Raw genomic sequence first — 16529 nt, 5'->3', positions numbered from 1 at the left:
AACCTACCTCCTGTTCCTGGTGTGCACGGTCATCGGCAGCCCGCCGCGGACCCGCAGCGACAGCATCGCCTCGGGGACCACGTCGTAGCCTGGGACCTTCCTGAGTTCGAGGTCGCGCAGGACCATCGTCAGCACGAAAACGGCCTCCATCACGCCGAGGCTGTTGCCGATGCAGAACCTCGGCCCGGCGCCGAAGGGGATGTAGGCGTAGCGGGGCCGTCCGCTCGGCCGGTCCGGATCGAACCGGTCCGGGTCGAACTTCTCCGGCTCCGGCCAGAACGCCGGATGCCGGTGCAGGGTGAAGGGCACGACGACGACGTTGGATCCCGCCGGGATGTGATAGCCGCCGATCTCGTCGTCGGCCTGCGCCACCCTCGGCAGCAGCCACACCGGCGGGTACAGCCGCATGACCTCTTCGACCACCCTCGCCGTGTACGGCAACCGGTGCAGATCGTCGTGCGTCGGCAGCTGGTCACCCAGCACCGCGTCGGCCTCGGCACGGAGTTTCGCCGCGACGCCGGGATGGTCGTCGAGCAGGTGGAACGCCCAGCCCAGGGTGCTCGCCGTCGTCTCGTGCCCGGCGAGCAGCAGGGTGATGAGCTCGTCCCGCATCTGCTCGCGGGTCCCGTCGGTCGCGATGAGGCGGGACAGCACGTCCTCGCCACCCTCGACCGGATTCGCCAGCCGCTGCTCGACGAGTTCCTCGGCGATCCGGCGCAGATCGGCCCGCGATTCCCGGAACCGCAGCTGTTTCTTCAGCGGCGCCCACTGCGGGACCATGCTCAGCGTCACCGCTTCGAACATCGCCTGGTCCTGCACGGCCTCGAAGGAGTGCCCCAGCGACGTGAAGCCGCCGAGGTCCGCGTCGAGCAGCGTCCTGCCGAGCACCCCGAGCGTCAGCCCGGTCATCTCGTGCAGGATCTCCACCGGCCCCTCGGTGTCCCGCAAGTGTTTCACGAGCCGTTCGACCTCGTTCGCGACGACCGAGGCCTGCCGCGCGATCCGCTTGGGCTGGAACACCGGCTGGATGGTCCGGCGCTGCTTCTTCCAGACGTCGCCGTCGCTGGTGAGCAGCCCGTCGCCGAGCGCCCGCCTCGCCTCCTGGAGGCCGATTCCCTTGTGATAGTTGGCCGCGTTGTCCGCGAGCACGTGTTTCGCCAGCTCGGGGTGGTTCACCAGGTACATCGTCTTGGGCCCGATCGCGATCCGGACGACGTCCCCGTGCGCCTCCGCCGAATCCGACATGAGCGCCAGCCGGTCGGTGAAGAGCTTCTTCAGCAGACCGAAGGTCGCCCGGCGCGGCGGGCCGGGCGGCACGGGACGCGCCGCCCGGCTGAGTTCCGCCTCGTGGGTCATGCCGCCACGGCCCCGGTTTCCGGCTTCTCGGCCGGCTTCGGGAGGCTGGTGACTTCGGCCGACTTCGCCTGGTCGGCCTCCCACTTCTCGGTCGCTTTCTTGGAGAAGTGCAGGCCCCACAGGAACATCCCGCGGATGAGGCAGACCAGGGCGGTGGCGAGGAACAGGCCATACGCCACGTGGACCACCATGAAGAACCCGTAGGCGATCGCCACCCCCGAACCGAACAGGACCTGCGACGCGGGCTTCGACGGTGTGGTGCCAGGGTCGGTGACCATGTAGTTCGTGTAGAGCACGAACGCCACCCCGGTCATCATCCCGAGCGCGCCGGGGATCGCGGTGTCGAACACCAGGCCACGGATGATCGCCTGCAGCGCGAAGGTGATCAGCCAGGCGCCGATCAGCCACATCCGCTGGGTCAGCATCGCGTTGAGCACCGTGCCCGACACGATGATGATGCCGACGATCAGCCAGCCGACCCACGAGTCGACCTGCTCGGTGAAGTGGTACGGCGGCGCGATGCTCGCCCACGGGAACACCAGCAGGATGATCGTGATGCCGAAGTTCGACGGGTTCATGTAGTGGCGGAGCCGGCCGCGCACCGGGGCCTGGAGGACCCACTTGGCACCGACGGCGACCACCACACCGAAGATCATGACCAGCACCTGGTCGTTGACATACGTCAGCATGTTCAGCGCGAGACCGGTGATGTGTGCCGGGAAAAGGAACTCCACCAGCCCCTTGAACCCGTTGCCGCGGAAGCGGACCGGACGGCCCTGCGCCCTGGCGCCGATGATCTCCAGCAGGATTTCCGTGGTGTACGCCGTCGCCAGCGCGATGAACGGATAGGTGTAGGGCTGCTCGAAACCGAGCACGGTGTAGCCGATGATGTTGAAGACGGTGATCGAGATCGCGAACCGGCGAAGGGCCGTGATCGTCTTGTTGCTCTTGGGTGCGGTGAGTGTCTGCTCAGCCATGACGGTCACTTCTCCTTAGCCTGAGCGCCGAGCTGGAACGTGTGGCTGCCCGGGGTCGGCTGGACCTCCTGGGTGCGGATGGTCCCGGTCAGGTCGCGCCATTGCAGGCTCACCTTCACCGGCCCGGTGACCTTGCCGAGTCCGATCTGGATCTCGTGGCTGCGCTTGCCGGAGTGGCCGCTGCCACCGTCGACGCGGTCCATGTACTTCTTGCCGTCGGGGGTGACGACGGTGATCTGCGCGCCGATCGCCGCGGTGCCCGCCGCCTCGAGCGGACCGTCGGCCGAAGCCTTGTCGTGCACCAGCTTCAGGTTCAGGTACGACCCGGAATCGGGGCTGACGTTGTGGTAGAAGATCGGCTGCTCCCACTGGCGGGCCACGGCGAAGTCGAGCTTGCCGTCGCCGTCGGCGTCACCGGTGGCGATACCGCGAGTGGGCACCGGGACGGCCAGACCGAGGCGCGGGGCCAGGTCGGTGTAGCGGCCGTCGGAACCCTTGGCCCAGAAGTGCAGGGTGTGGTCGCCGCCGACGTCGTCACCGGCCACCATGTTCGGCCAGAACGACGGGTGCTTCAGCAGTTCGTCGTTCGACGTCGCCAGCTCCTGCAGCTGCGGCCAGCGGTTGACGTCGCCCTTGACGAATCCGGTGGCCTGCGTGATCACCGATTCGCCGCTGTTGTTGTAGTCGGCGATCTTCACGTCCCAGCCCCAGCCGGACCACGCGGTGCCCGCCTGTGCGCTGCGGTCCACCCACGGTGCCTCGCCGCCCTGCAGCCTGCCCCGCAGATCCGCGGTGTTCTCGGCGGTGTTCATGAACTGGAAGTGGCTTTCCTCGATCCCCCACGACGTCGTGATGTTGCTGACGTACAGGTCGTAGAGCCCGTCGTGGTCGAGGTCGGCGAAGTCGACGCCCATGCCCTTGAAGGAGTCGTTGCCGAGCACCTTCGACTTCGGCTCGTTGGGCCCGCGAACCCCCTTCACCTCGGCGAATTCGACGTGACCGGGACGGGACTTGTTGTACAGCAGGCGGTCGTGCCCGAAGTCGTTGCCGATGTAGAGCTCCGGCAGGTTGTCCCCGTCGACGTCGGTCGCGCTGGCCGCGAGCGACCAGCCGCCCTGGGCGTCGGCCGGGATGGCCTTGTCGTCGAGGGCGAACGCCGCGCTCGGCTTCGCGCCCTGGGTGGCGCCGGTGAACCGCAGGATGTACTTGCCGCCCGCGTTGTCGGCGTGCGACATCGACTTGTTCATCTCGACCCCGCCGGAGACGCGGTCGTCCAGCACCGCGCTGTCGGGGAAGTAGTTGCCGATGAAGATGTCCTGGTGGCCGTCGCCGTCGAAGTCACCGACCGAGGCGGCGTTGGTGTTCCACAGTGGACCGGAGTATTCACCGTTCTTGGAGTTGTTGCCCGGCACCAGTTCCACCGGCTCGTAGGCCTTGGGTTCGAGCTTGGTCGCGCCCGGCTTCGAGAGGAACAGGATCGGGGTCCGGCCCCAGTAGTAGGCCAGCAGGTCGACCCGGCCGTCCTCGTTGTAGTCCGCGGGCACACACCCCATGGGCGCGATGTACTTGCCCATCGGCAGCGGTGCCGCGTCGAGCGCGAACGGCGCGTAGCGGTCGCCGCCCTTGCCCGGCGTCGGGGTGATCACCAGCTGGTCGCTGCGCGGGTCGACGAAGCACAGGTCGTTCGCGAGCTTGTCCCCGTCGAGGTCGTTGACCGCGATCGCGGCACCGACCGAGGAGATCCAGGCCCGGATGTGCTCGTAGTCCTTGTTCACCGTCCGGATCGACTGGCTCTTGGCCGCCTCCGGCAAGGCGATCGTCAGCGGTTCGAACGCGTACTTCGAGGCCATCGTGTCGGCCTCGGCGGTCGAGACCGTGGGCAGCTGGGCCACCACGAACAGTCCCGCCATCAGCACCAGCGCCACGATGCCCGCAAGCTGCTTGCGGAGCCAGCCCAAGGTCGCGGTCATTTTCCTGCACCTCCAGATTTGAGGACCTCGGCGGCGATGCGCTGTCGCCAGGTTTCGAAAGCCGGGAGTTCGCCGTCGACGACCACAGCCGGGCGCACCTCCTGGGTGATGGCCGCGGCCCGTTCGGCCGGCAGCCCGCAGATCGCCTGCGTGGCGACCTCGGTCTCGGGGATCAGCAACCCGGCGCGAACGCGGGCTTCGGCGGCGAAAGCACTGCCCTGGGCGAGATTCCCGCGGTGCTCGCCCGCGAACTCGGCCAGTTTGAGCAGTTCATCGGAGGTCACACCGCACGCGTAGGTCGAGGCGAGCCCGACCCCGGCGTAGAGGTCTCCGTGCCGCCGCTCCGGGAAGCGCGCGATCGTTTCGGTGACGAGATCGACGTCGGTGCCGCAGATGAACCACAACGCCCGGCCGATGCCTTGGTCGATCGCCCGCAACGCGTAGCCGTCGTTACCGGGCGGCCAGGAGAAGTCCGGGTCCTGGAACTGGCCGTCGACGTATTTCGCCGTCTTGAAGTAGGCCTGGTGGAAGCCGTATCCGTCGAGCACCAGCCAGCGCAGCAACGGGTCGAAGTCCTCGGCGGACGGCCAGCGGAACCGCGGCAGCCGCGCCATCGCCCAGCCGACGCCGACGTAGATGATGTAGTCGTGCTTCTCGGCGGGACCGGCGAGGAAGTCCGCGATATGCTCCCGGCCGCCGCCCGGCAGGCCGTCCAGCATTCCGTACCCCATTCCCGCGCCTTCGTAGGCGAAACCGCGGAATTTGACCGGAATACGCTCCAGCCATTCTTCGGCCTGCCCGGTGGTACGCGCTTCGACCGCGTGTGCATAACCGAGCAGGAATTTCTCACCGACGGTCTCCAGCAATTTCTGAGCGGCGGGGCTCTTCTTGTGGAAACCTCGCTTCTCCAGCGTGGTCTCGGAGACATCCGGCGTGATCATGCGACGTCTGATCGTGCGCCAACCATTGCCCAACGCACTCTCCCCCTAACGGGTGGATTCGAATTCTGGATTGGTTAAAGGCTCACACGCGCGACGAGGGCGCGGCTACTCCGCGGTTGCGCCCCGGTTCTCCCGGTTTGCGAGACCGGGAGAACGCGGGAATACCTTCGGTCAGGCCACCGCGCGCAGGTAGTCGGGAGCGGGCATGGTCATCCGGTTGCCCGCCGAGGTCGGCCCGCCGGCGAGGGTGATCGCCATCGGCGCGTCGGTCGGCCGGGGGGCCCGCATCGGCATCCGCAGATGCACCCGGCCGTACCGGGTGATGTCCACCCGGCCGGGCAGGGTGCCCACGGAGAACGCGGAGGACGCGGTCCCGGCGGCGTGCTCGGCCACCCCGATCACGGTCCACCGGCCCTCGGGGACGTTCTGGATCTCGATGTCCGCCGACAGGACGTTCGCCCTGCCGCCGAACGCGACCGGACCGCACTGCGGGATCGACTCGGCGAACAGTCCGATGAGGACACTCGCCGGGCCCGCCCCGCGCGGGGTCTCGACGCGCACACTGATCGTGCCGGTGCCGCTGCGCATCGTGGCGCTGCCCATTCCGGCGCTGTGCAGGGCTTCCAGGGTCGGGAGCCGCTGGAAGTGCGGGGCCAGCGCGACGAGCAGTTCGCCGACCTCGGGATCACGGTACTGGGTCGGGGTCATCCCGACCGCACGGGTGAAACGGCTGGTGAAGGTGCCGACGCTGCTGTAGCCGACGCTGCACACGATGTCCGACACCGTCAGCGACGTCGTCAGCAGCAGTCGTTTCGCTTCGAAGAGCCGGATCGCGGTGAGGTACCGGCCGGGGGTCACCCCGGTCGCCTTGGTGAAGATCCGCGAAAAGTGGAACGGGCTGACGAAGACTTCCGATGCCAGGTCGCCCAGGGTGATCGGGTCGAAGTACCTCGCGTGCATCGATGAGATGGCCTGCAGCACCGCAGGTTGCAAGGGGGACGCCGGCTCGGGGAGCCGACCGGGTTCGGTGACGCCTTTCTCGTTCGCCGCCATGGCGACTGTTCGTAGCTGCATCAGACCAACCTCGGATTCGCTGTCGCTTTTCCTCTGCCGACAGCAAACGCGGCGACGATTTCAGAGCACTCGACGCGCGATCGAGAAGGGCCATCCGGGGGTTGTCCGGATCTGCGCGATCGGCGGACGGCCGAGGGGGTCGCGAGTGGCGAATAGGGTCACTGGCGGCTAGGGCAAAAGTGGCATGCAGGATCGGCGGCGCAGCGGGCTCGCAAATGAGTCCCGACGCTCCTCACCATCCACAAAGGACGTTTTTCTGATGTCGATGCCATCGTGAGCTCTGCGCACTGCGTTATCGAGAGGTAAGTCGACCTGTCGTGTGCAGGCGCGTGGTCGCTCTGTGCAGACGGTTTGCTGGCCGTGAAGGCCTCCTTGAGGGACCCTGGATCCCTCAAGGAGGCCTTCACGGACTTGCCACCCATACGACACGTTCGCCTTACCCCTCGACAGAACCCGCTCACGAGGTTCAGACCGGCAGGTCGAGCACGCACTCGCCGACGCTCACCTCGGCGGGCCAGTCGAGTTTCAAGGCGCGGTCGACGCGGTCACCGGCGTCCACCGGGACGGCGTGCGCGGCCAGCCCCATGGCGCGGGCGACGAGGTACAGCGTCTGGTGCAGGGCACCGACATGCGCCAGCGTCGTGGCGTACGCGCCACCGCCGAGCACGGACGCCATCCGCGGCATCCGCGCGGTCACGGTGATGAGCGCCGAAGGCCGCTGATGGTTGCCGCCACCGATCATCGCCATGTCGAGTATCGCGTCGAGATCGGCCTCGTCGTCGTTGACCAAGCCGAGCCGATGCTCCAGCGGGTCGTAGTGGTAGATCCCGCGATCCAGCCCGGAGCACCGGTTGACCGAGACGTACAACTCGAGCTCGTACAGGCAGGCGACGCTGAAGTACGGCCGCTGCGAGGCCTTGTGCGCGGGGCCGTTGGGGAGGTGCGCGGGCCCGATCGACCGAATGCGCGCGCCGCGGAACAGGAACTCGCCGATCTGTTCGGCGGACAGCACGCCCTCGGTGAATTCGGGGCAGGTGTGGTCGTGTTCCAGCAACGCCGTCAGCGTCGGGTCGGTCTCCGCGCGGTCGTCCAGGTCCGGCCGGTACAGCGCGTGGGCCGGACCTTCGCCGGGGGCGGCCTTGACCACCGGCGGGTTCCCGAGCCCGGGCAGATCGGTGGGGCCACCGGGCCGCCAGGTCCGGCTCGTGGTGTGGAACGACAGTTCGTCCGGCGACCACAGGCCCAGTCCGGGGTCCTCGTCCTCGGCGAACCGGCCGTTTTCGCCGGCGGCCTGGACGACGCCCGCGGCGACCAGGTACGACACGATCGCGCCGACCACCCCGGCGTCGATACCCGTCGTGGAGGCGATGTCCCCGGCCGATCTCGCGGTCGCCAGGGTCGCCGCGACGTGCACCGCCCACGGCTGGGACAGCACGACGCGATAACGCGCGGACGGCGACTCCAGCCCCATCCCGTCGGCGTCGGACCGCAGGGAACTGAAGCGGGACAACCGGATCGGGTGGGTGGGCGGGATCTCCGCCGGCGTGAACACCGGCGCGAGCACCACCGGGACCACCGACAGCAGCGGGCCCCGGCCATCGGCGAGACCGAGTGAGCGCACCACGGAACCACCCAGTTCCTTCAGCGCCTGCCGCAGCGCGTCGGCGCCCTCCGCCGTCCAGCTGAGTTCGCCCTCGAGATCGGGCGCGCGCTCGACCGGCTCCCAGGACGACGTCACGTTCGCGAGCGAGACCGGCCCCAACGCCATCCGCCGCAACGATTCCCGCACCAGGGGTTCCGCGCGGTCGAACTCGTACTCGCCCCAGCGGGTGACGACCACCAGCGAGCCGTCCTCACCGATTTCGACCAGGCTGTCGTCGGTGAGCGACCACAAGGGGATCGTTTCGGCCACACCGCCGGGGGAATCTGTCGTCAACTGCTGCTCCAGCCGGGTCTACAAGAACATGGGGAAGGGATTGAGCCGTTCGTACGGGGTCGGTTCGGCGAGCCTGCCCATCCGCACCGGCACGTCGAACAGGCGTCCCGGGGCGAAGCGGCTCCAGAACGGACGCAGCCCCGGAACGACCACCCGGACCACCGGGAGGTCGATGTCGGGCCTGGTCTGATCCAGCACGAGCGTCTCCATTCCCAGCGCGGAAAGCTTGCGTACCAGGCTCTCCACGTCGTCCCGGACATCGGGCCGCCGGACGAACTTGAAGTCCGCGGCGCGTTTCGCCGACCGCCCCGGCGCCGGAAGCAGATACGGCTGGTTCGCGACCGTGGCGTACCGAAGCCATTTCGACGCGTCGGGATCGTCGAGTTCGACGTCGTTCGGGAGCACCGCGGGGATCATCTGGTTGAGCTCGCTGACCGCCCTCCTCAGCGCCGTCCTGGGGTCCAGGTGGGCACCGAAACCCATCATGACGTTCTCGCGCGGCCCGGCGACACTCCTCGACAGCGCGACCATCACCGGCACACCGAGGTCCGCGGTCAGGTCGAGCACCCACAGTTCCCGGCCGCCCCGCGCGTACTGGCCCACCATCTCCTCGGCCCACGGGTCGTCGAACGACGCGATGTCGACGCCGGGCACGGGAAGCCGGTTGTACCACCACATCGCCACGGCGTCGCGTTCGACGAGTTCGAGCAGTCCCTGCAGGATCGCGTCCTCGATGCTGCTTCCGGCCGCGCAACCGTTGGAGTCCGCGCGCATCCCGGTGATCCCGCATTCGGGCGGCACACCGTAGTAGAGGTACGCGGTCGGCATCAGCTTCCGGCGCTGCTGCGAAAGCGACCACAGCGGCGTCCAGTCGACGGCGGCGTCGGTGTCGAAGCGGTCGGGGACGTGCTGGAAGTTCGCGTGCTCGGCGTTCCATTCGACGCGGCCGGTGTACTGACGCTCGTCGAAGAGCATGCACGAGTTCGGGTGGACGGCGTCTTCGCCGAGCGCACGGAAGGTGTCGCGGATCCGCAGTTCGTCGCCCTGGTAGTTCGCCGAGAACCGTTCGATCGCCTCGCACAGCGCGCCGACCTCGGCGTCGATCGGGCTCGCGCCCTTGCCCCCGTTGTCCCCGCGCAGCCCGGCCCGCAAGCCCGCCTCACCGCGCACGCGGCGCGCGACGTTGAGCCCGGAGCGGTACGCGTTCACGAACGCCGGCGCCCTCGGGTCGCGGGCGATCTCCTTGACGATGCCGGTGACCGGGCTGACCAGGTGGCCGAACCGGTCGAGCACCTCGACCGGGGTCAGCGTACGGTGCCCGCCGCCACCCGACGTCGCCTTCTTCGCCTCCCGCAACACGATCGGCTCGGCGGTCCGCGCGGCGACGATCCCCTCGTCCCCGCATTCGGGACATTGCGGGCGGCGCCTCAGTTCGTGCAGCCTGCCCTGCAGATCGAGGGTGTCCAGGATCCACACCGCCTGCTGGCCCGGATAGCGGTGTCCCGCCAGCCATTTGGACGCTTCGAGGGAGATCAGCTGGGACGCGGCCGCGGTCAGCGGCGGCACGGCGGGCATCGGGAACGAGGCGGGACCGTCGTGCCCGAGGACCTCCTGCACACAGGCCTCCGCGTGCCGGTGCCCCCACAGCCGGTTCGTCAGGCAGTGCCAGCAGCCCGACCGGCCGGGCTGCAGGATCGGGCCGATCCACACCTGCGAACCCGACGGCCTGGCCAGCAGCCACGGCCGCCCGGTGCGCCGGTGCTCGGCGTCGATTTCGGCCAGCCTCGGGTCGAGGTAGTCGTCGCACAGCACGATCGCGAGCTCGGACGCCGTCGTGACCACCTCGATGCCGCTCGCGGCGAGCGCGCTCGCGACCTGCGAGGTGTCGACGCCGCGGCCGATGGCGGTCAGGCTCGCCGTCGCCGGCTTCTGGCGGCCCGCCACCGCGGACGCGTCGAGACCGCACGCGTCCCAGTACGCGAGCGCGCGTTCGTCCCCGCTGACCTCGTCCGGCACATGGACGGTGACCAGGCCGGCCTCGACCAGCCGGGCCAGCACGCCGGTGACCTGTGCGACGTTCATCCCGTCCGGGCAGGCGGCCAGGAGACCGTCGAGGTCACGAGTGCCGTCGAGCAGGGCCGCCACCGACGCGACCTGCGCGCCGCGGATCGCGATGACCCCCTGTTCCGAGAACAGGTAGGCACCGTTGCCCTCGCTGATCTCCGCGCGCAGATGCCGTTTGAACCCCAGACCACCGCTGACCGAGCCGGGCATGGACGCTACCTCGCGCATGGAGACCCCCAAAGGTCGATTGGTCCTCGAATCCTGCTGCGCGGACCCTGGTACCGGCCAGTGTCCGTTTCACGGGCTAAACATGAAAAACCCATGTTTTTCCGGGAGGCACGCACCCGGGACCTGGTGGACGGCTCACTGGCCCGGCGACCCGCCGCTCTGTCACTGTCGACGTACTGGGAAACAGCCCACGACGCGTATCGAGCTGGAGGGCGCTTGCGATGTACACCGGATCACGAGTAGCGGACAAGCACCACGGCTCGGCACCGAACCCGATCGCCGCCCCGCCGGTCGATCCCGTCCGGTTCACGCTCCTCGGCCCGCTGGAACTCGTGCGGGACGGGATCGACTACGCGCCGACGACGCCGAAGCTGCTGCAGGTGCTCGCCATGCTGGTGATGAGCCCGGGGAAGATCGTGCACATCGACACGATCGTGCAGGAACTGTGGGCCAACGACCCGCCACGCAGCGTCCGCACCACGATGCACACCTACGTCTACCAGCTGCGCAAGTGCATCGACGAGAACGAACTGGCCCCGTACGGCGAGACCATGCTGGCCACGAAACCGCCGGGGTACGTGTTCCGGATCGCCCCGGAGCAGGTGGACGTCTTCCAGTTCCAGGAGCTGCAGCAGAAGGGCCGGGAGCGGCAACTGCGGGGCGAGCACGGCGAAGCGGCCAAGGCCTTCCGGTCCGCGCTCGACCTGTGGTCGGGGCCTCCGCTCGCGAACGTCCACTGTGGATCAGTGCTGTCGGCCTACGCGGTCGACCTCGTCGAACAGCGGCGCAGCACCCTGCACTTGCGGATCGAAGCGGACATCGCGGCCGGGATGCGGCACGAACTGATCGGTGAACTGCGTTCCCTGGTCACCGCGAACCCGCTGGACGAGGCCCTGCACGGGCAGCTGATCCGCGTGCTCGGCCGCAGTGGGCGGCGCTCCGACGCGCTCGCCACGTACCGTCAGGTGCGCGCGAGGCTCAACAACGAACTCGGCGTCGAGCCCTGCGACGAATTGCAGGTACTGCACCACGGCCTGCTGTCCGAGGGTGAACCCGCGTGAAACCCGCTCCCACCACGGAACCGAAAGTGAGGATCGACGGATGAGCAGTCGTACCTATGGGCAGTTCTGCGGCCTCGCCCGCGCGCTGGAGATCATCGGCGAGCGCTGGTCGCTGCTGATCGTCCGTGACCTCGTCCTCGGCCCGAAGCGGTTCACCGAGCTGCAGGCGGGTCTGCCCAAGATCTCGGCGAGCACGCTGTCGGCGCGGCTCAACGAACTCGAGCAGTCCGGGGTGCTCCGCCGCCGGCTGCTGCCCCAGCTCGACGCCGCGGTGATCTACGAGCTCACCGAGTACGGCAGCGAACTCGACCAGATCGTGCTGGACCTCGGCCTCTGGGGCGCGCGGTCGCTCGGCCGTCCGGCCCCGGAGGACGTCCTCACCAAGGACGCGGCGATCCTCTCGCTGTACACGACCTTCCAGAGCGACAAGGCCAAGGGTGTCCAGGTCACCTACGAAGTGCGCTATCCGGGCGAGATGGTCCTGCACGCGATCGTCGAAGACGGCGCGCTGAAGGTGGCGGACGGCGCGCTTCCCGGCGCCGACGCGGTCATCGAACCGCTCGGCCCGTTCATCAAGGATCTGCTGACCGGGGACCTCACCGCCGCCGAAGCGACGCGAACCGGGAAAGTCCGCATCGAAGGCGCCTTCGAATACCTGGAACTGTTCACCGAACTGTTCCACATTCCGGCGGCTCCCCAGGCGGCGCAAGGAATCGTAGTGCGCTGAACGGCCTAACGCTCCAAGCCGAATCAGCATTCCGGAGTAACCGAGCCACCGTTTCGCGGGCTATCGTCGACTTCCGTCACCGGCCCGGTCTTTCGCCCCAAGGAGTCCCCTCATGGCCGCACTCGATTCGGATCGTCCCGGTCTCATCGCGTCGCTCAACGGCAAATACCATCGCGCCGCGCTCGGTGTCTTCGCGGTCGTCGTGGTGGCCCACTGGGCGGAGCACCTGGTGCAGGCGTTCCAGATCTACGCCCTCGGCTGGAAGACCCCGGACGCCCGCGGTGTGCTCGGCATCCCCTTCCCCCAGCTGATCAGCTCCGAATGGCTGCACTACGGCTACGCCATCGTCATGCTGATCGCGCTGTTCGCCTTGCGCAAGGGCTTCGCCGGCCGCTCGCGGCAGTGGTGGAATCTCGCGCTGGGCCTGCAGTTCTGGCACCACATCGAGCATCTGCTGCTGCTGATCCAGGCGCAGACCGGCTGGCGCCTCGGCGGCGGCACCGCGCCGAGCAGCATCATCCAGCTGTTCATCCCGCGGGTGGAACTGCACCTGTTCTACAACACGATCGTCACCATCCCGATGATCATCGCGATGATCGTGCACCGGAAGGCCTCCGCCGCCGAACGGGAGCTCACCGGCTGCACGTGTTCGCCCGAAAGCCGGCGTGAGCTGGCGACGACGGCATCGTGACCAGGAGGCTCTTCGCGCTCCTGGCCCTCGTGGCGGCGTGGTTCGGGGTCGCGGTGCTCGCCGCGGCCCCCGCTTCGGCCCACGTCGAACTCCTCTCCTCGAACCCCGCCGACGGCGCCCGGCTCACCTCGGCGCCGGCACAGGTCTCCCTCACCCTGTCGGAGAACATCGGCATCCAGCCGAACTCGATCAAGGTCGTCGACCAGCAAGGCACCGACGTGGTGTCCGGTCCGGTGTTCCAGCCGGGTGACGTCGCCGAAGAGGTCGCCGTCAAGCTGGAACCCGATCTTCCCGACGGCAGTTACCTCGTCGAGTACGCCTTCGTCTCGACCGACTCGCATCCGGTGCGCGGCACGATCGCCTTCGTGCTCGGTACCGGCCCCCTGATCACCTCGGCGGGTGCGGTGTCCGCCTCCACCGGGACCGATCCGGTCACCGACACGCTGTTCACCACCTTCCGCTGGGGCTCCTTCGGTGGTGTCGCGCTGCTCGGCGGAATGGTGTTCGTGCTGGTCTGCCGTCCGGGAGGCCGGACCGATCCGGCGGCGCGGAAGCTGATCACCGCCGGACTGTGGCTGTCGGGGGTCACGGCCGTGGCCGGGTTCCTGCTGCAAGGCCCGTACGTCGCGGGCCGCGGAGTGGGCGCGGTCTTCGACCCGGCGCTGATCGAGGCGACCCTGCGGGTGGCGTACGGAAAGCTCCTGCTCCTGCGGCTGGTCGCGATCGTCGCGCTCGCCGTGATCGTGCGGCGGCTGCTGGCGGGCGAGCTGCCGCAGCGGTTGCGATCACGCTACGAGAACCTCGGCATCGCGGCCGGGTTCATCGTGATGCTGAGCTTTTCCGCGACCGGGCACGCGGTGGCCGACAAGATCATGTTCCTCTCGGTCAGCGCCGACCTCGCGCACTTCGGTGCCATGGCCGTCTGGGTGGGCGGGCTGATCCAGCTGACGGTGCTCCTGCGCGGCGAGTACTCGGCGGAGGAGGCCGAGCCGGCGCTGGCGCGGTTCCACCCGATCGCCACCTGGTCGATCGTGATCATGGTGGTCAGCGGCGCGTACCTGGGCTTCCGGCTGGTTCCGTCGGTGGAGGCGCTCTGGACGTCGGCGTACGGCATCGTCTTCGTGCTGAAGCTCACCGGGTTCGCCGCTTTGCTGCTGGTGGCGAACCTGAGCCGCGCCGCGGTCCGGCGCGGGATCTCCGGCCGCGGCGGCACCGGTGTGGTGACCGCCGACCTGCGGAAACTGCGGGTCAGCGTGGGGGTCGAGGTGCTCATCGTGGCCGTGGTGCTCGCCCTCGCCGCAGCACTGTCCTCGATGTCGCCGACCGGCTGATCAGCGCTCGATCTCCTCGTCCGGCGGGGCGAACGGCCCCCAGGTGAAGGCCCGGAGCCACGGCTCCGCATCGCCCGGCCACGCCAAGGCGGCGATCTGGGCCGGGCTCCGGCGCCCGGCGAGCGACCGGTACAGGTCCACGGGCGTGCCCGAGAGCACCGCGGCGACCGGTTCGGTACCGGCGATCCAGGTCGCGCCCTCGGTCTCGATCCGCAGGCCGGGCAGCCCGTGCTCGCCCAGCGAGGAGCCCAGGCCGCCGACGAGCACTTCGAAACTCCGCAGCCAGGCCCCGTGCGCCTCGGGCGGCGGGGCGCCGAGCGCGTACCGGAGATCGAGTTCATGGGTGAAGGCGTCCATGACCATGATGTCGCCGCGGCTCTTGCCGTCGCCGTCGGCGTCGAGGAGCGCGTCGGCCTCGGGGCCGCGTTCGAGCCAGAGCCGCAGCACTTCGGCGACCGACGCCGATTCCGGAACCGGGCAGGCCGCGCCGCCGAACCGGGTGATCACCCGGTCACAGATCTGGGTCAGATGGGCGACAAGCTCGCGGACAGTCCATTGTGGACAAGCCGGGACGGGCCGCTCGCCCGCGCCCGCGTGCCCGGTGAGCAAGAGCGCGATGTTTCCCCTGACCTGCCGATACCCTTCGGCCGCGGTCGCCGGATTCCAGCCAGGGACCCGAATTGGGCTGCTCGTCACGCGGCCACCTCCAGTGGGGGCAAAGGATGATCGTCCATTCTCCCATCGTTGCCCGGATCACCCTTCTTCCCGCTTGCGCGGACCGTTCACCGCAAAGACCACCCACCCCTGGCACAGGTCGTCGCGGCTTCGGGCACACTGGTCGATGAAAGCCCCGTGTGGCAACGCCCGTGCGCTGTAAGGGAAAGCGCCCAATGGCGACACATCGACCACTGTGGAGGTGACCAATGGAGATGCCCGGCTTCGATCTGGCGTGGCGCGGTTTCGATCGTGCTCAGGTCCGGGAATTCGTTCGCGAGGTGGAAGCCGAATTACGACGAGTGGAAGCCGAACGCGACGAAGCCCTTCGCCGCGGCGAGGCTCTCGCCGCCAGGCTCACCGCCACCCAAGGGGAAAACCACGAACTCCAGGCCACCGTCGACCGCATCAGCCGCGTGCCGATCGCGCCGGACGCGTTGCAGGAGCGATCGCGCCGGATGCTGGAACTCACCCGCGAGGAAGCCGACGACATCACCGCCCGCGCCACCGAAGCGGCCGCCAAGGCCGAGGCGGAGCGAAAACGGATCACCGAAGATTTCGAACGCGCCATGACGCTGCGCCGCGCGGAGGCGATGCGCGCGCTCGCCGCACAGGACGAAGCCGCGCAGGAGCGGGCGCGGAAACTGCTCGACGACGCCGCCGAAGAGTGCGAGCGCCTGGTCGCCGAAGCGCGACAGAAGGCCGACGTGGCCCTGCGCCTGCGCGATGACGTGCTGAAACAGCTGGTCGGCTGCCGTGAACTGCTCACCGAGGCCGGCTCGGTCCTTGCCGTGCCCGACTCGCCGCAACCGGAAGTGCCCGTTCAGCGCCGGAGCAGGTCCGAAGCCCGCGCCGGCGCCGAAGCGGCCGCTACCTAGCCCGGGCCCCGCCCCACCGCCACCCTCAACGGACAGGCCGCGCCCTGACTGGTCGAATCACACCCCGGAGGAGAACACCACGGGCCGGATCTCCATCGCGTTGACGTGCGCGTCCGGGATCTGGCCCGCGATCTCGATCGCCCGCTCCTTGCTGTCGCATTCGACCAGGTAAAAGCCGGCCAGATACTCCTTCGACTCGGCGAACGGGCCGTCGGTGACCACCGGGACGCCGTCACGCACCCGGACCACCGTGCTCTCCTTCGGCTCCCCCAGCGCCTGCGTCCCGAGCAGTTCGCCGCTCTCGGTCAGCTTCTTCATGAAAGGGTCGATGCTGGCGACCACCTCGGTGCGCTCCTCCTCGGGCAGGGCGTCCCAGGCGGTGGGGTTCATGGTGATCATGATCATGTACTTCATCGCGGTTCCTCCTCCTCGTCCGGCCGGGTGCCCGGCCGCTCACGCAGGGGTCGGAGCCGCCGGATCGTGCTCGACATCCTGGCACCCGCGAATTTCGAGCTTCGTGGGCACATACGCGGGGTGGGTATAGTGGGCGCCGACGGGCGAGGGACGAGAGAACGGGTGCG

The 16529-nt window shown here is 68.7% G+C and carries 14 protein-coding genes; 5 read left to right on the top strand and 9 right to left on the bottom strand.

Features of this window, described 5'->3' with window-relative positions; genetic code table 11:
• Positions 1-3: 3 nt before the first annotated feature.
• The 7 genes from P3102_RS08975 to P3102_RS08945 all read right to left on the bottom strand — a co-directional run bounded on the left by P3102_RS08975 (position 4) and on the right by P3102_RS08945 (position 10546).
• Positions 4-1356 (bottom strand): cytochrome P450, encoded by a 1353-nt coding sequence (locus P3102_RS08975; protein ID WP_276368074.1) that lies wholly within the window; start codon positions 1354-1356, stop codon positions 4-6.
• Positions 1353-2333: an enediyne biosynthesis protein gene (locus P3102_RS08970; protein WP_276368072.1), complete on the bottom strand. Its 981-nt coding sequence runs from the start codon at positions 2331-2333 to the stop codon at positions 1353-1355. The genes P3102_RS08975 and P3102_RS08970 overlap by 4 nt, the downstream gene beginning before the upstream one ends.
• A gap of 5 nt (positions 2334-2338) precedes the next feature.
• Positions 2339-4303, bottom strand: coding sequence for a CRTAC1 family protein (locus tag P3102_RS08965; RefSeq protein WP_276368071.1), 1965 nt, complete (start codon positions 4301-4303; stop codon positions 2339-2341).
• Positions 4300-5256 carry a DUF1702 family protein gene (locus tag P3102_RS08960; protein WP_276371061.1) on the bottom strand — a complete coding sequence of 319 codons (957 nt, stop codon included), beginning with the start codon at positions 5254-5256 and terminating at the stop codon, positions 4300-4302. Before P3102_RS08960 ends, P3102_RS08965 begins: the two co-directional genes overlap by 4 nt.
• A 159-nt stretch (positions 5257-5415) precedes the next feature.
• Complete coding sequence (locus P3102_RS08955) at positions 5416-6297, bottom strand: AraC family transcriptional regulator (RefSeq protein WP_276371060.1); 882 nt, start codon at positions 6295-6297, stop codon at positions 5416-5418.
• Positions 6298-6784: 487 nt separating this feature from the next.
• Entirely contained in the window at positions 6785-8230 is a 1446-nt protein-coding gene (locus tag P3102_RS08950) for a SagB family peptide dehydrogenase (RefSeq protein ID WP_276371058.1), read from the bottom strand.
• Positions 8231-8272: 42 nt separating this feature from the next.
• A complete protein-coding gene (locus P3102_RS08945; protein WP_276368069.1) occupies positions 8273-10546 on the bottom strand; it encodes a TOMM precursor leader peptide-binding protein in 2274 nt (757 codons plus the stop codon).
• Between the two features lie 221 nt (positions 10547-10767).
• On the opposite strand from P3102_RS08945, the gene P3102_RS08940 reads away from it, so the two are divergent.
• The 4 genes from P3102_RS08940 to P3102_RS08925 all read left to right on the top strand — a co-directional run bounded on the left by P3102_RS08940 (position 10768) and on the right by P3102_RS08925 (position 14356).
• Complete coding sequence (locus P3102_RS08940; protein ID WP_276368067.1) at positions 10768-11607, top strand: AfsR/SARP family transcriptional regulator; 840 nt, start codon at positions 10768-10770, stop codon at positions 11605-11607.
• A gap of 40 nt (positions 11608-11647) precedes the next feature.
• Positions 11648-12334, top strand: a complete 687-nt coding sequence (locus tag P3102_RS08935) for a helix-turn-helix domain-containing protein (RefSeq protein WP_276368065.1) — start codon at positions 11648-11650, stop codon at positions 12332-12334.
• A 112-nt stretch (positions 12335-12446) separates the two neighbouring features.
• Positions 12447-13025, top strand: a complete 579-nt coding sequence (locus P3102_RS08930) for a hypothetical protein (RefSeq protein WP_276368063.1) — start codon at positions 12447-12449, stop codon at positions 13023-13025.
• A complete protein-coding gene (locus tag P3102_RS08925; RefSeq protein ID WP_276368062.1) occupies positions 13022-14356 on the top strand; it encodes a copper resistance protein CopC in 1335 nt (444 codons plus the stop codon). Before P3102_RS08930 ends, P3102_RS08925 begins: the two co-directional genes overlap by 4 nt.
• Here P3102_RS08925 and P3102_RS08920 read toward each other — a convergent pair whose 3' ends face one another.
• Entirely contained in the window at positions 14357-15052 is a 696-nt protein-coding gene (locus P3102_RS08920) for a maleylpyruvate isomerase family mycothiol-dependent enzyme (RefSeq protein ID WP_276368060.1), read from the bottom strand.
• 227 nt (positions 15053-15279) lie between these two features.
• Here P3102_RS08920 and P3102_RS08915 point away from each other — a divergent pair, with 227 nt between their 5' ends.
• On the top strand, positions 15280-15948 hold the full coding sequence (locus P3102_RS08915; RefSeq protein ID WP_276368058.1) for a M protein: 669 nt from the start codon (positions 15280-15282) through the stop codon (positions 15946-15948).
• 57 nt (positions 15949-16005) lie between these two features.
• On the opposite strand, the gene P3102_RS08910 is transcribed toward P3102_RS08915, so the two are convergent.
• Positions 16006-16362 (bottom strand): YciI family protein, encoded by a 357-nt coding sequence (locus P3102_RS08910; protein ID WP_276368056.1) that lies wholly within the window; start codon positions 16360-16362, stop codon positions 16006-16008.
• Between the last annotated feature and the right edge of the window lie 167 nt (positions 16363-16529).

Source organism: Amycolatopsis sp. QT-25 (assembly GCF_029369745.1).
Lineage (GTDB): Bacteria > Actinomycetota > Actinomycetes > Mycobacteriales > Pseudonocardiaceae > Amycolatopsis.
Note: the sequence above shows the minus strand (reverse complement) of the source record. Positions and strands in the feature narration are given on the sequence as shown.

Bases quoted from the DNA above. Each gene is read 5' to 3' on its own strand.
- P3102_RS08975 (WP_276368074.1), bottom strand. From the start codon at position 1,356: ATGACCCACGAGGCGGAACTCAGCCGGGCGGCGCGTCCCGTGCCGCCC.
- P3102_RS08970 (WP_276368072.1), bottom strand. From the start codon at position 2,333: ATGGCTGAGCAGACACTCACCGCACCCAAGAGCAACAAGACGATCACG.
- P3102_RS08965 (WP_276368071.1), bottom strand. From the start codon at position 4,303: ATGACCGCGACCTTGGGCTGGCTCCGCAAGCAGCTTGCGGGCATCGTG.
- P3102_RS08955 (WP_276371060.1), bottom strand. From the start codon at position 6,297: ATGGCGGCGAACGAGAAAGGCGTCACCGAACCCGGTCGGCTCCCCGAG.
- P3102_RS08945 (WP_276368069.1), bottom strand. From the start codon at position 10,546: ATGCGCGAGGTAGCGTCCATGCCCGGCTCGGTCAGCGGTGGTCTGGGG.
- P3102_RS08940 (WP_276368067.1), top strand. From the start codon at position 10,768: ATGTACACCGGATCACGAGTAGCGGACAAGCACCACGGCTCGGCACCG.
- P3102_RS08935 (WP_276368065.1), top strand. From the start codon at position 11,648: ATGAGCAGTCGTACCTATGGGCAGTTCTGCGGCCTCGCCCGCGCGCTG.
- P3102_RS08930 (WP_276368063.1), top strand. From the start codon at position 12,447: ATGGCCGCACTCGATTCGGATCGTCCCGGTCTCATCGCGTCGCTCAAC.
- P3102_RS08915 (WP_276368058.1), top strand. From the start codon at position 15,280: ATGGAGATGCCCGGCTTCGATCTGGCGTGGCGCGGTTTCGATCGTGCT.
- P3102_RS08910 (WP_276368056.1), bottom strand. From the start codon at position 16,362: ATGAAGTACATGATCATGATCACCATGAACCCCACCGCCTGGGACGCC.